Annotated in this window: 14 protein-coding genes; 13 read left to right on the forward strand and 1 reads right to left on the reverse strand. The window is 66.4% G+C overall.

From position 1 onward, the window contains the following. The first annotated feature begins 16 nt into the window (after window positions 1–16). From pyrG to QTI05_RS24570, 7 genes are read left to right on the forward strand one after another with little or no spacing between them, the layout of a single operon-like run. On the forward strand, window positions 17–1,696 hold the full coding sequence (pyrG, locus tag QTI05_RS24540; RefSeq protein WP_286545292.1) for a CTP synthase: 1,680 nt from the start codon (window positions 17–19) through the stop codon (window positions 1,694–1,696). Continuing rightward, a complete protein-coding gene (kdsA, locus tag QTI05_RS24545; protein WP_286545293.1) occupies window positions 1,693–2,550 on the forward strand; it encodes a 3-deoxy-8-phosphooctulonate synthase in 858 nt (285 codons plus the stop codon). The genes pyrG and kdsA overlap by 4 nt, the downstream gene beginning before the upstream one ends. Next, window positions 2,547–2,837 carry a DUF1330 domain-containing protein gene (locus QTI05_RS24550; protein WP_286545294.1) on the forward strand — a complete coding sequence of 97 codons (291 nt, stop codon included), beginning with the start codon at window positions 2,547–2,549 and terminating at the stop codon, window positions 2,835–2,837. The genes kdsA and QTI05_RS24550 overlap by 4 nt, the downstream gene beginning before the upstream one ends. A gap of 30 nt (window positions 2,838–2,867) precedes the next feature. Next, the gene (gene eno / locus QTI05_RS24555; protein WP_286545295.1) at window positions 2,868–4,151 is read left to right on the forward strand and encodes a phosphopyruvate hydratase; all 1,284 of its coding nucleotides are present in this window, start codon (window positions 2,868–2,870) and stop codon (window positions 4,149–4,151) included. Between the two features lie 11 nt (window positions 4,152–4,162). Beyond that, window positions 4,163–4,441, forward strand: a complete 279-nt coding sequence (gene ftsB / locus QTI05_RS24560) for a cell division protein FtsB (protein ID WP_286545296.1) — start codon at window positions 4,163–4,165, stop codon at window positions 4,439–4,441. A gap of 12 nt (window positions 4,442–4,453) precedes the next feature. After that, window positions 4,454–5,071, forward strand: coding sequence for a nicotinamide riboside transporter PnuC (pnuC, locus tag QTI05_RS24565; protein ID WP_286620981.1), 618 nt, complete (start codon window positions 4,454–4,456; stop codon window positions 5,069–5,071). Beyond that, on the forward strand, window positions 5,068–5,739 hold the full coding sequence (locus tag QTI05_RS24570) for an AAA family ATPase (RefSeq protein ID WP_286620983.1): 672 nt from the start codon (window positions 5,068–5,070) through the stop codon (window positions 5,737–5,739). Before pnuC ends, QTI05_RS24570 begins: the two co-directional genes overlap by 4 nt. Window positions 5,740–5,769: 30 nt before the next feature. Here the strand turns inward: QTI05_RS24570 and QTI05_RS24575 are convergent, their stop codons facing one another. Next, window positions 5,770–6,711: a LysR family transcriptional regulator gene (locus QTI05_RS24575; protein ID WP_286545301.1), complete on the reverse strand. Its 942-nt coding sequence runs from the start codon at window positions 6,709–6,711 to the stop codon at window positions 5,770–5,772. 110 nt (window positions 6,712–6,821) lie between these two features. On the opposite strand from QTI05_RS24575, the gene QTI05_RS24580 reads away from it, so the two are divergent. The 6 genes from QTI05_RS24580 (at window position 6,822) to QTI05_RS24605 (ending at window position 14,054) form a co-directional block, all read left to right on the forward strand. Next, window positions 6,822–7,784, forward strand: coding sequence for a Bug family tripartite tricarboxylate transporter substrate binding protein (locus tag QTI05_RS24580; protein ID WP_286620985.1), 963 nt, complete (start codon window positions 6,822–6,824; stop codon window positions 7,782–7,784). A gap of 11 nt (window positions 7,785–7,795) precedes the next feature. Then, on the forward strand, window positions 7,796–8,842 hold the full coding sequence (locus QTI05_RS24585; RefSeq protein ID WP_286620987.1) for a 4-hydroxythreonine-4-phosphate dehydrogenase PdxA: 1,047 nt from the start codon (window positions 7,796–7,798) through the stop codon (window positions 8,840–8,842). 28 nt (window positions 8,843–8,870) lie between these two features. Beyond that, window positions 8,871–10,043, forward strand: coding sequence for an L-rhamnonate dehydratase (locus tag QTI05_RS24590; protein WP_286620989.1), 1,173 nt, complete (start codon window positions 8,871–8,873; stop codon window positions 10,041–10,043). Window positions 10,044–10,057: 14 nt separating this feature from the next. Continuing rightward, on the forward strand, window positions 10,058–11,605 hold the full coding sequence (locus QTI05_RS24595) for a UxaA family hydrolase (RefSeq protein ID WP_286620991.1): 1,548 nt from the start codon (window positions 10,058–10,060) through the stop codon (window positions 11,603–11,605). Window positions 11,606–11,672: 67 nt separating this feature from the next. Further along, on the forward strand, window positions 11,673–12,602 hold the full coding sequence (locus QTI05_RS24600) for a dihydrodipicolinate synthase family protein (RefSeq protein ID WP_286620992.1): 930 nt from the start codon (window positions 11,673–11,675) through the stop codon (window positions 12,600–12,602). A 15-nt stretch (window positions 12,603–12,617) separates the two neighbouring features. Next, complete coding sequence (locus QTI05_RS24605) at window positions 12,618–14,054, forward strand: aldehyde dehydrogenase family protein (protein WP_286620994.1); 1,437 nt, start codon at window positions 12,618–12,620, stop codon at window positions 14,052–14,054. Window positions 14,055–14,057 lie beyond the last annotated feature (3 nt).

A 14,057-nucleotide genomic window follows, 5' to 3' on the forward strand; every position in this document is an offset into this window, starting at 1 on the left:
AACGTCTGGAACTGGCATGACCAAATTCGTCTTCGTCACTGGTGGTGTGGTGTCTTCCCTGGGCAAGGGAATCGCCTCCGCCTCGCTCGCCGCCATTCTCGAATCGCGCGGCCTCAAAGTCACCCTCATCAAGCTCGATCCGTACATCAATGTCGATCCCGGCACGATGTCGCCGTTCCAGCACGGCGAGGTGTTCGTCACCGACGACGGTGCCGAGACCGATCTCGACCTCGGCCACTACGAGCGCTTCATCAACACGCGCATGCGCCGCGCCAACAACTTCACGACCGGCCAGATCTACAAGTCGGTGCTCGAGAAGGAACGCCGCGGCGACTACCTCGGCAAGACGGTGCAGGTGATCCCGCACATCACCAACGAGATCCAGGAGTACGTGAAGCGCGGCGCCGGCATCGGCACCGCGCACGAGGTCGACGTCGCGATCGTCGAAATCGGCGGCACCGTCGGTGACATCGAGTCGCTGCCCTTCCTCGAAGCAGTGCGCCAGATGAGCCTGCGCATGGGCCAGAACAACTCGGCGTTCGTGCACCTGTCGTACGTGCCGTGGATCGCCGCGGCCGGCGAACTCAAGACCAAGCCGACGCAGCACACCGCCAAGGAGCTGCGCGCCATCGGCATCCAGGCCGACGCGCTGATCTGCCGCGCCGACCGCCCGATCCCGGACGACGAGCGCGCCAAGATCTCGCTGTTCTCGAACGTGCCCGAATGGGGCGTCATCTCGATGTGGGACGTCGACACCATCTACAAGGTGCCGCGCATGCTGCACGAGCAAGGCCTCGACGGCCTGATCTGCGACAAGCTGCGCATCAACACGCCGCCGGCCAAGCTCAAGCGCTGGGACGACCTGGTGTACGAGGTCGAGCATCCGCAGAACGAGGTCAACATCGCGATGGTCGGCAAGTACGTCGACCTGTCGGACAGCTACAAGTCGCTGAACGAAGCGCTGCGCCACGCCGGCATGAAGAACCATTCGCGCGTGAAGATCGACTACATCGATTCGGAAACCATCACGCCGCAGGATGTGTCGCGGCTGGCCAAGTACGACGCGATCCTGGTGCCGGGCGGTTTCGGCCAGCGCGGCGTCGAGGGCAAGATCTCGGCCGCGAAATTCGCGCGCGAGACCAAGGTGCCCTACCTGGGCATCTGCCTGGGCATGCAGGTCGCCACCATCGAGTACGCACGCAACGTCGCCGGCCTCAAGAATGCCAACAGCACCGAGTTCGAGCCCGACACCGCGTGCCCCGTGATCGCGTTGATCACCGAGTGGAAAGACAACGACGGCACGGTCAAGACCCGCACCGAAAAGTCCGACCTCGGCGGCACCATGCGCCTCGGTGCGCAAAGCTCCGACGTGGCGCCCGGCACGCTCGCGCACAGCATCTATGGCGACGTGGTGACCGAGCGCCATCGCCATCGCTACGAAGCCAACGTCAACTACCTCGACGACCTGCGCCGTGCCGGCCTGGTGATTTCGGCGCTCACGCAGCGCGAGCACCTGACCGAAATCGTCGAACTGCCGCAGGAAGTGCACCCGTGGTTCATCGGCGTGCAGTTCCACCCCGAGTTCAAATCGACGCCCTGGGGCGGCCACCCGCTGTTCAACGCGTTCATCAAGGCCGCGCTCGAACACCAGGCGCAGGGCGAAGGCGCCAAACCGGTCATGAAGGTGGTCGCATGAAGCTTTGCGGTTTTGACATCGGTCTCGAGCGGCCGTTCTTCCTGATCGCGGGCCCTTGCGTGATCGAGTCCGAGCAGTTGCAGATGGACACGGCCGCCACGCTGAAGGAAATCACTTCAGCGCTCGGCATTCCGTTCATCTTCAAGAGCAGCTTCGACAAGGCCAACCGCTCGTCGGGCACGACCTTCCGCGGCCCGGGCCGCGAGAAGGGCCTGGAGATCCTGGCCAAGGTGAAGCGCGAACTCGGCATTCCGGTGCTGACCGACGTGCACACCGAAGACGACATCACCGAAGCCGCCAAGGTGGTCGACGTGCTGCAGACGCCGGCCTTCCTGTGCCGACAGACCGACTTCATCCGCGCCGTGGCGCAGTCGGGCAAGCCGGTCAACATCAAGAAGGGCCAGTTCCTCGCGCCGCACGACATGAAGAACGTGATCGACAAGGCGCGCGCCGCGGCGAAGGAAAAGGGCTTGCCCGAAGACAGCTTCCTGGCCTGCGAACGCGGCGCCAGCTTCGGCTACAACAACCTGGTGTCGGACATGCGTTCGCTCTCGATCATGCGCGAGACCGGTGCGCCAGTGGTGTTCGACGCCACGCATTCGGTGCAGTTGCCGGGCGGCCAGGGCACGAGCTCGGGCGGGCAGCGCGAGATGGTGCCGGTGCTGGCCCGCGCGGCCATCGCGGTCGGCGTGGCCGGCGTCTTCATGGAGACGCACCCCGACCCGGCCAAGGCGATGAGCGACGGCCCCAACGCCGTGCCGCTCAAGCACATGAAGGCCCTGCTCGAGACGCTGGTCGCGCTCGACGCAGTCACCAAGAAAAACGGCTATCTGGAAGACAGGTTTCAGGCATGAGCAGCGGCTACGTCATCGCTCACGTCGAGGTCACGAACCCGACGCAGTACGAGGAATACAAGAAGTGGTCGACCGTGGCGATGCAGGCGCATGGCGCCGAGGTGTGCATCCGCGGCGGCCAGGTCGAGGTGCTCGAAGGCGACTGGGCGCCCACGCGCGTGGTCATGCTCAAGTTCCCGAGTTTCGAGAAAGCCAAGGCCTTCTACGACACGCCCGAGTACCTGAAGGCACGCGAGGCACGTGCCGGCGCCGCCATCATGCGCATGGTCGCCGTCGAAGGCGTTTGACAAGAATTTTGTTCTGAGAAAGAAAAAGCAATGAGTGCAATCGTTGACATCGTCGGCCGCGAAATTCTCGACAGCCGTGGCAACCCAACCGTCGAATGCGACGTTCTGCTGGAGTCCGGCACCATGGGTCGCGCGGCCGTGCCCTCGGGCGCATCGACCGGCTCGCGCGAAGCGATCGAGCTGCGCGACGGCGACAAGGGCCGCTACCTCGGCAAGGGCGTGCTGAAGGCGGTCGAGAACATCAACACCGAAATCTCCGAATCGGTGCTCGGTCTCGATGCCAGCGAACAGGCTTTCCTCGACCGCACGCTGTGCGACCTCGACGGCACCGACAACAAGGCCCGCCTGGGTGCCAACGCCACGCTGGCCGTGTCGATGGCGGTGGCGCGTGCAGCCGCCGAAGAATCCGGCCTGCCGCTGTACCGCTACTTCGGCGGCATGGGCGGCATGCAGTTGCCGGTGCCGATGATGAACGTCATCAACGGCGGCGCACATGCCAACAACAGCCTGGACATCCAGGAGTTCATGATCATCCCGGTGGGCGCCAAGAGCTTCCGCGAAGCGGTGCGCTACGGTGCCGAGACCTTCCATGCACTGAAGAAGATCCTGCACGACCGCGGCATCAGCACGGCGGTCGGCGACGAAGGCGGCTTCGCCCCCAGCGTCGAGAGCCATGAGGCCGCGATCCAGCTGATCCTCGAAGCCATCGACAAGGCCGGCTACGTGGCCGGCGAGCAGATCGCGCTCGGCCTCGACTGCGCCGCCAGCGAGTTCTACAAGGACGGCCACTATGTGCTGGGCGGCGAGAACCTCACGCTCTCGGCCGAGAACTGGACGGACATGCTCGCGACCTGGGTCGACAAATACCCGATCATCAGCATCGAGGACGGCATGCACGAAGGCGACTGGGACGGCTGGAAGCACCTGACCGAGCGCCTCGGCAAGCGCGTGCAGCTGGTGGGCGACGACCTGTTCGTCACCAACACCAGGATCCTCCAGGAGGGCATCGACAAGGGCATCGCCAACTCGATCCTGATCAAGATCAACCAGATCGGCACCCTGACCGAAACCTTCGCCGCGATCGAGATGGCCAAGCGCGCGGGCTACACCGCCGTCATTTCGCACCGCTCGGGCGAGACCGAGGACAGCACCATCGCCGACATCGCGGTGGGCACCAATGCCGGCCAGATCAAGACCGGCTCGCTGTCCCGCTCGGACCGCATCGCCAAATACAACCAGCTGCTGCGCATCGAGGAAGACCTCGGTGACATCGCCAGCTACCCCGGCCGCGCCGCGTTCTACAACCTTCGCTGACCTGCTCGGCCATGCGCTCCCGCATCGTTGTCCCCGTCGTGCTTGCACTGCTGCTGTTCGTTCTTCAGTGGCAGCTGTGGACCGGCCGGGGCAGCGTGCGCGACGTGGCAAAGCTCGAAGACAAGCTGGCGACCCAGAAAGAGGCCAACGCCAAGGCGGCCGTCAACAACGACCGGCTGGGCGCCGAGGTGCGCGACCTGCAGGAAGGCCTCGAGATGGTCGAAGAGCGCGCGCGCCAGGAGCTCGGCATGGTCAAGCCGAACGAAGTGTTCGTTCAGATCACGCGCTGACCACGCCTTTCGATGCCGGCGTTCTTCTCGGCCCCGGCCTTCGTGCTGTGGGGTGCACCGACCACCTGGCTTGAAGTGGTGGCAGCCGTGCTGGCCCTCCTCATGGTCGGCTGCAACATGCGCGAGATCCACTGGGGCTGGCCGCTGGCCATCGCGAGCTCGCTGCTCTACTTCGGCGTGTTCGCGCAGGCCGGCATCTATGGCGACGCCGGTCTGCAGATCTTTTTTGCAGTGGTGGCGCTCTGGGGCTGGGCGCAATGGCTGCGCGGCCACCGGGCCGATGGCAGTGCCCTGCATGTGGCGCGCCTCGCTCCGCGCGGCATGGCCTTTTCGCTGCTCGCCTGCGCCCTGGCATGGCCGGCGGTGGCCTTCTTTCTGATGCGCTTCACCGATTCGGATGTGCCCTGGTGGGACGGTTTCGCGACCGGCCTCAGCCTGGTCGGCCAGTTCCTGCTGGGCCGCAAGTTCATCGAGAACTGGATCGTTTGGCTTGCGGTCAACGCCGTCAGCATCGGGCTCTTCATCCACAAGGGCTTGTGGCTCACGGTTGGCCTGTATGCGGTATTTGCCGCACTCAGCGTGGCGGGCTACCTGGCATGGCGCGGGCGGCTGCGCCCGGTCGTTGCATGACGCCCGTTCTCCCGGCCGGCTGCGTGATCGCGCTGATCGGCGCCGAGAGCACCGGCAAGACCGAGCTTGCGCGCGCGCTCGCCACCCGCCTGCAACAGCGCGGCGTGACAACCACGCTGGTCGCCGAATACCTGCGCGAGTGGTGCGAGCGCGAAGGCCGCACGCCGCGCCCCCACGAGCAGGCCGCCATCGCCGACGAGCAGACCCGGCGCATTGCCGACGCGGCGGCGCAGGGCGTTGTGGTGGCCGACACCACGGCACTGATGACCGCGGTCTACAGCGACCTGCTGTTCGACGACCACTCGCTCTATGCCAGTGCACTGGCCGCCCAGCGCGGCTACGCGCTGACGCTGCTGACCGCGCTCGACCTGCCGTGGGTGGCCGACGGCCTGCAACGCGACGGCCCGCACGTGCGCGAGCCGGTCGATGCGCGCGTGCGAGCCGCACTGGCGGGCGCTGGTCTCGGCTACGCCGTGGTGCATGGCAGCGGCGAAGAACGGCTCGCCAACGCGTGGAATGCCATCAATTCCATCGCATCGTCCGAAGACGCAGCGGGTGCCGCAGCCCGGTCTGGCACAGGAGGCGGCTGGCGCTGGCCCTGCGACAAGTGCTCCGACCCCGCGTGCGAGCACAGGCTTTTCAGCGACTTGCTGGCGCGACGGCCGTAGTGGGGAGCCGGCAGGCTCGAACCCGGTTTTTCAGCCGCGTTCAATGCCATGCAGAAGGTCGAGGAACTGCCTGGCCGGCGTGCTGAGCGGCCGATCGCTGCGCACGATGCTCCCGTAGGTCGCGAGTTTCTGCCGGATCGGGTACCGCACGATGCTCAAGACGCCGTGCTCGGCATCCCGGCGGGCGACCGTTGTCGGAATGACGCCGATCATCTGCGACTTGCGGATCAGGTTGATGGTTGTGAGGATCGAGCCGGTCTCGATCAGTCCGCGCGGCATCATCGCGTGGTGCGACTGGAACTCGCGCTCGATCACCTCGCGCATCGGGCTGTGGGCAGGCTGCAGGATCCAGGGATAGTCGAGCAGATCGGCGAAGGCCACGCGCGCCTGCCTGGCCAGCGGATGCTCGTTGCCGACGACCACGGCCAGGGCCTCGTCGGCAATGGCCTTGAAGGTGCAGGCAGCCGCATCGATGCCGACGGGGCGGCCGACCACCACTTCCAGCACGCCTTCGTGCAACTGGGCAAGCAGCCGGTCGCTGGTGTCCACCGCAATTTCCATGGCCAGCAAGGGATGGGCGGCCTTGAGTGCCGTCAGGGCGTCGGTCAGGCGGCCGGGTGAGGCCGCCATGATGCTGCCGAGCGAGAACTTGCCGACGCTGCCTAGCTGGAATTCGTGCAGCTCGCGATTGAGCGCCTCCATGCTGCCGCGGATCCCGCGAAAGTACCCCATCACCCGCTCGCCCGCCGCGTTCAGCTGCAGGCCGCGGCCCACGCGGTCGAACAGCGGCTGGCCGAGCGCGCTCTCGAGCTCATGCAGCATCTTGGTGGCGGCCGGCTGCGTCAGGCCAAGCTGATCGGCCGCGGCGCGCAGGGTTCGCCGCTCTTCCACGGCCAGCATCAGCGCAACCTGCCGCATGCGGACACGGTTGAGCAATTGGGGGGTTGAATTCTGCCTGTCGAGGGAGCCCACGATTGATTACCTCAGGATATTGATCGATCAATTGCTTTCAGTTTACGGGAATCAATCGCCTCCCTACGATTGCCGCCAACGATTCCTCGAAACAGTCTGGAGACAAGCAGATGAAGAAGCTCATGGCGGCCACGGCTGCAGGGTTGCTGGCGCTCGCCGCGAGCGCCGTGCAGGCCCAGGATTGGCCCACCCGCCCGATCCGGATCATGGTCGGATCTGCGCCCGGCGGCGGCACCGACGCGATGGCCCGCGCAGTCGCCGACCGGCTCGGCCCATTGCTCAAGCAGCCGGTGGTGGTCGAGAACCGGCCCGGCGTTTCCAACACCCTGGCGGCCGACGCCACGGCCAAGTCCACCGACGGCCACACCTTGGTGATGGGCGTGGTCACGGCTCATGCGATCGCGCCGCACCTGCTCAAGCTCAACTACGACAGCAACCGCGATCTGGTGCCCGTCGCCTTCGTCGGCGCCGTACCCAACGTGCTGGTGATTGGCAACAGCGTGGCGGCGGACTCCGTGCAGGCGCTGGTCAAGCTGGCCAGGCAGGAGCCGGGCAAGCTCAACTACGCCACCAGCGGTTCGGGCAGCACACAGCACATCGCAGCCGAGATGTTCAAGGACGCGGCGGGCGTCGACATCACCCACGTGCCCTACAAGGGCAGCGGGCCCGCGCTGGTGGATCTGATCGGCGGCCAGGTGCAGTTGAGCTTCGACACCATGCCCTCGGTGATCGGGCAGATCAGGAACAACAAGATCCGCGCGCTCGCCGTCACCACGGCCAAGCGCAACCCGCAGCTGCCCAACGTACCGACGCTGGCAGAGGCCGGCGTGCCCGGTGTCGAAATGAGCGCCTGGTACGGCATCTACATGCCCGCGACAACGTCCAGGGCGGTGCAGGCCAAGCTGCACGACGCCGTGAACCAGGTGCTCGCGATGCCGGAGACCAAGACCCGCCTCGACGCCATCGGCGCCGAGATCACGCCGATGACCCAGGCGCAGTTCGCACAGTTCCATGCCGCCGAATACAAGCGCTTCGGCGAGGTCATCAAGAAGAACCAGATCAAGCTGGATTAGGCAAACCCCCAATGAACATGCAAACCCTACCCGTTGTCGCCCTCACCTTGGGCGATCCCGCCGGCATCGGCGCCGAGCTGATCGCGCGGCTGCTGGCCAAGCCGGAGGCCACCGCGGTCGCCAACATCGTGCTGATCGGCGACCGCTGGCTGTGGGAAGACGGCCAGCGCATCGCAGGTGTCCCGGTCGCCACCGACGAAGTGAATACCTTGGCCCAGGTGCGTGGGCGCGCCAGCACCGCACGCCCTGCCTTCCTGGCGGTGGAGAGCGTCGATCCGGCGCTGGTGCAGCGCGGCCAGGCCGCGGCGCCGGGCGGCCGCGCGGTGCTGCAGGTGCTCGACCAGTGCATGGACGCAACGCTCGCCGGCGAGGTCGACGCGATCTGCTTCGCGCCGCTCAACAAGCAGGCCATGAAGATGGGCGGCATGCAGCACGAAGACGAGCTGCATCACTTCGCAACGCACCTGGGCGTTACAGGCTACTTCTGCGAGTTCAACACGCTCGGAGAACTCTGGACCTCGCGCATTTCATCGCACGTGCCGCTGAAGGACGTGGCCGGCTATCTGAGCGTCGAGCGCATCGAGCAGGCCGCCGAGCTGATCTACCGCTCGCTGTTGGCGAACGGCGTGTCCCAGCCCAAGGTCGCGATCGCGGCCTTCAATCCGCATGGCGGGGACGGCGGCTCGTGCGGGCGCGAGGAGGTCGAGATCATCCAGCCCGCAGTGCAGCGCCTGCAAGCGCGCAGCTGGCCCACCGAAGCGCCCTTTCACGGCCCCTTCCCGGCCGACACCATCTTCCTGAAAGCGCAGGCGGGCGACTACCAGGCGATCGTGACCATGTACCACGACCAGGGCCAGATCGCCATCAAGCTGATGGGCTTCAGCCGCGGCGTCACGGTGCAGGGCGGGCTGCCGATCCCGATCACCACGCCCGCGCACGGCACCGCCTACGACATCGCGGGCCAGGGCCGTGCCAGCGTCGAAGCCACCTGGCAGGCGTTCCAGATCGCGAGCCGCATGGGCGCCGTGCGCCTGCGCGCCGCCGCCATCACAACCTGACATTCACCTCCCTCCAAAAGATATCGCCATGAAGATCAAGTCCGTACGCGCCCGTGTTTTCGAATGGAAGGGCAAGACCGTTCCACCGCAGGGCAACTTCTGCTCCAACGCCATGGACCTGCTGTACGCGCCGCAGGAAACCATGAGCACCTTCCGCTTCCATTCGTGGACCGTGGTCGAGATCGAGACCGACGACGGCATCGTGGGCCTGGGCAACGTCGCGCTCGCGCCGGCCATCGCCAAGGCCATCATCGACCAGTACCTCGCGCCGCTGGTCATCGGCCAGGACCCGTGGGACTACGAATACCTGTGGCAGCGCATGTACCGCGCCACGCACGCCTGGGGCCGCAAGGGCGTGACGATGGCCGCCATATCGGCGGTCGACCTCGCGATCTGGGACATCCTGGGCAAGTCGGTCAACAAGCCGGTGTTCAAGCTGCTCGGCGGCCGCACCAAGGAAAAGATTCCCTGCTACTACTCCAAGCTCTACCGCACCGACCTGAACGAAATGCAGGCCGAGGCGCAGAAGTTCCTGGACCAGGGTTTCACCGCTTTCAAGATGCGCTTCGGCTACGGGCCGGCGCACCTGCAGAAGGGCGTGGCGGAAAACCTGAAGTCGGTCGAAGCCGTGCGCGAAGTCATCGGCTACGACAACGACCTGATGCTCGAGTGCTACATGGGCTGGAACGTCGAGTACGCCAAGCGCATGCTGCCCAAGCTCGAGAAGTTCCAGCCGCGCTGGCTCGAAGAGCCGGTCATTGCCGACGACATCGACGGCTATGCCGAGCTAAACCAGCTGACCAGCATTCCGATCTCGGGCGGCGAGCACGAGTTCTCGCTCTACGGCTTCAAGCAGCTGCTGGACCGCAAGGCGGTGTCGGTGGTGCAGTACGACACCAACCGCGTTGGCGGCATCACGGCCGCGCACAAGATCAACGCGCTGTGCGAGGCCTACAGCGTGCCGGTGATCCCGCACGCGGGCCAGATGCACAACTACCACCTGACCATGAGCACGCTCGCCTCGCCCATGAGCGAGTACTTCCCGATGCACGACGTGGAAGTGGGCAACGAGTTGTTCTACTACATCTTCGACGGCGAGCCGGTGGCCGAGAACGGCTTCGTGCAGCTCGACGACGACAAGCCGGGCCTCGGCCTGACGCTGAAGACCGAGCACCTCGCGGACTTCAACATCGTCGAATGACGGTGCGCCCGGCCATGTCGTCCCCACTGCCCCACCCGCACGCACGCGTGATCCGGCTGCATGCCGAAGACGATGTCGTGATCTCGCTCGACCAGCTGGTCGCGGGCACGCACATCGCCAGCGAAGGCGTCGCCGTGGCCGGCCTGATCCCGCCGGGCCACAAGATGGCCACGCGTGCGATCGCGCCGGGCGCCGCAGTGCGCCGCTACGGGCAGATCATCGGCTTCGCAAGCCAGCCGATCCGTGCGGGCCAGCATGTGCACACGCACAACCTCGCGACGGGCGACTTCATGCGCGACCATGCGCATGCGGCCGATGCGCGCCCGACGGTGCAGGCCACCGAGGCGGCGACCTTCGAAGGCATCGTGCGTGAAGACGGCCGCGTCGCCACGCGCAATTACATCGGCATCCTGACCTCGGTGAACTGCTCGGCCACGGTGGCGCGCGCCATCGCCGACCACTTCCGCCGCGACATCCACCCCGAAATGCTGGCGGCGTTTCCCAATGTCGACGGCGTGGTGGCGCTCACGCACGGCGCGGGCTGCGCGGTCGATCCCGAGGGCGAAGGGCTCGCCATCCTGCAGCGCACGCTGGGCGGCTACGCCTGCCACCCCAACTTTGCGAGCGTGCTGGTCATCGGCCTGGGCTGCGAGACCAACCAGATTCCCCGGCTGCTCGCCACACAGGGGCTGAAGGACAGCGACCGGCTGCACAGCTTCACGATCCAGGACACCGGCGGCACCACCCGCACCATCGCGCATGGCATCGAGCGGATCAAGGCGATGCTGCCGCAGGCCAACGCCGTGCGGCGGCAAACCGTGCCCGCGAGCCACCTGGTTGTCGGCCTGCAATGCGGCGGCTCCGATGGCTACTCCGGCATCTCGGCCAACCCGGTGCTCGGCGCGGCGGTCGACCTGCTGGTCGCGCAGGGCGGCACGGCCATCCTGTCGGAAACGCCGGAGATCTACGGCGCCGAGCATCTGCTGACGCGCCGCGCGCAAACGCCCGAGGTCGGCCGCAAGCTGGTCGAGCGCATCCGCTGGTGGGAGGCCTATTGCGCACGCAGCGGCGCGGCGATGGACAACAACCCTTCGGCCGGCAACAAGGCCGGCGGCCTGACCACGGTGCTCGAAAAGTCGTTGGGCGGCATCGCCAAGGCCGGCTCGACCAACCTGGTCGACGTGTACGAGTACGCGCAACCGGTGCGGGCCCGCGGCCTGGTGTTCATGGACACGCCCGGCTACGACCCGATCTCGGCCACCGGCCAGGTGGCGGGCGGCGCCAATCTGATCTGCTTCACCACGGGACGCGGTTCGGCCTACGGTTGTGCGCCCTCGCCTTCCTTCAAGCTCGCGACGAACACCGCGCTGTGGGAGCGGCAGTCGGACGACATGGATCTCAATTGCGGCGAGGTGCTCGACGGCACGCAAAGCATCGAGCAACTTGGCGCCCATCTGTTCCGCATGTTGTTGGCCACGGCTTCCGGCCAGCCCTCACGCAGCGAGCGCCACGGCTATGGCCAGCAGGAGTTCGTTCCCTGGCAGATCAGCGTCGTGACCTGAGTTCTGCGAACGCATCGAGGCTTTTCAGCGCCCCACCCGCATCTTCCAATTCAGCAACACCTTTTCCATGACAAACCGCAAGACCGCACGATTCGAGGGCCTGTTCCCCGTGGTGCCGACCCCGTTCACCGAAGACGGCCAACTCGATCTTCAGAGCCAGAAGCGCTGCGTCGACTTCATGATCGATGCCGGCTCCAACGGCCTGTGCATCCTGGCCAACTTCTCCGAGCAGTTCCTGCTGGCCGATGACGAGCGCGAAGTGCTCACGCGCACGATCCTCGAGCACGTTGCCGGCCGCGTGCCGGTGATCGTGACCACCACGCACTTCAGCACCCAGGTGTGCGCCGAGCGCAGCCGCCGCGCGCAGGACATGGGCGCGGCGATGTTGATGGTGATGCCGCCCTACCACGGCGCCACCTTCCGCGTGCCCGAGCCGCAGATCCACGCGTTCTATGCGCGCCTGTCCGACGCGGTCGACATTCCGATCATGGTCCAGGACGCGCCGGCCGCCGGAACGCCGCTGTCGGCCGCCTTCCTCGCGCGCATGGCGCAGGAGATCGAGCACGTTGCCTACTTCAAGATCGAGACCGCGGGTGCCGCGGCCAAGCTGCGCGAACTGATCCGGCTCGGCGGCGATGCCATCGAAGGCCCATGGGACGGCGAGGAAGCAATCACGCTGCTGCCCGATCTCGAAGCCGGCGCTACCGGTGCCATGACGGGTGGCGGCTTTCCGGATGGCATCCGGCCGATCCTCGACGCCTGGCGTGCGGGGCGGCGCGACGAAGCCGTCGCCGGCTACGAACGCTGGCTGCCGTTGATCAACATCGAAAACCGCCAGTGCGGGCCGCTGGCCGCCAAGTCGCTCATGAAGGAAGGTGGCGTGATCGCCTGCGAGGCACCGCGCCATCCGTTTCCGCCGATCCATCCGGCCAGCCGCTCGCTGCTGATCGAGACCGCGCGCCGGCTCGATGCGCTGGTCTTGCGCTGGGCACGCTGAACAGAGAACACACTCATGCAACAACACGACAACCTCATCGGCGGCGAATGGAAGAAGGGCGGCGACTACAGCCCGAACCTGAACCCCTCGAACCTGGGCGACACGATCGCCGAGTACACCCAGGGCGATGCCAGCCATGTCGAGGCCGCCGTGGCCGCCGCCACCGCTGCCTTCCCCGCCTGGGCCACCGGCAGCATCCAGGCGCGCAGCGATGCGCTGGACAAGATCGGCACCGAAATCCTCGCGCGCCGCGAAGAGCTCGGCACGCTGCTGGCCCGCGAAGAAGGCAAGACAAAGGCCGAAGGCATCGGCGAAGCCACCCGCGCCGGCCAGATCTTCAAGTTCTTCGCCGGCGAATGCCTGCGCCTGTCGGGCGAGCTGCTGCCCTCGGTGCGCCCCAACATCGGCGTCGAGATCACGCGCGAGCCGGTCGGCGTGGTGGGCCTGATCACGCCCTGGAACTTCCCGATCGCCATTCCCGCCTGGAAGATCGCCCCGGCGCTGGCCTTTGGCAACTGCGTGGTGCTCAAGCCCGCTGACCTGGTGCCCGGCTGCGCCTGGGCGCTGGCCGAGATCATCAGCCGCTCGGGGATCCCGGCGGGCGTGTTCAACTTGGTGATGGGCCGCGGCAGCGTGATCGGCAATGCGCTGGTCAACCACCCCGGCATCCATGCGATCAGCTTCACCGGCTCGGTCGGCGTGGGCCGCAACATTGCGGTCCAGTGCGTGACCAACCACAAGAAGGTGCAGCTGGAGATGGGCGGCAAGAACCCGCAGGTGGTGCTGGACGACGCAGACCTGAACCAGGCGGTCGAGCTGAGCGTGCAGAGCGCGTTCTATTCCACTGGCCAGCGCTGCACTGCGTCCAGCCGGCTGATCGTCACCGAAGGCATCTATCCGAAGTTCATCGCCGCGATGCAGGAGCGCATGGCCAAGATCAAGGTGGGCGATGCGCTGGCCGCCGGCACCGATGTCGGCCCGGTCTCCAGCCGCAGCCAGCTCGACCAGGATCTGGAATACGTCCAGATCGGCAAGAGCGAAGGCGCCACGCTGGCCGCTGGCGGCGAGCGCCTGAAGCTGGCCACCGAGGGCTTCTACATGTCGCCGGCGCTGTTCAGCGAATCGGTGGCGTCGATGCGCATCAACCGCGAAGAGATCTTCGGCCCGGTGGCGAGCGTCATCAAGGTCAAGAACTACGAGGAGGCGCTCTTCACCGCCAACGACACCGAGTTCGGCCTGTCGGCGGGCATTGCGACCACGAGCCTGAAGTACGCCACGCACTTCAAGCGCCACAGCCAGGCCGGCATGGTGATGGTGAACCTGCCGACCGCGGGGGTGGACTACCACGTGCCGTTCGGCGGGCGCAAGGGCTCCAGCTACGGCCCGCGCGAGCAGGGCAAGTATGCGCAGGAGTTCTTCACCACGGTGAAGACGGCCTACACGCTGGCCTGAGGC

The sequence above is a fragment of the Variovorax fucosicus genome, from assembly GCF_030316825.1.
Taxonomy (GTDB): domain Bacteria; phylum Pseudomonadota; class Gammaproteobacteria; order Burkholderiales; family Burkholderiaceae_C; genus Variovorax; species Variovorax fucosicus.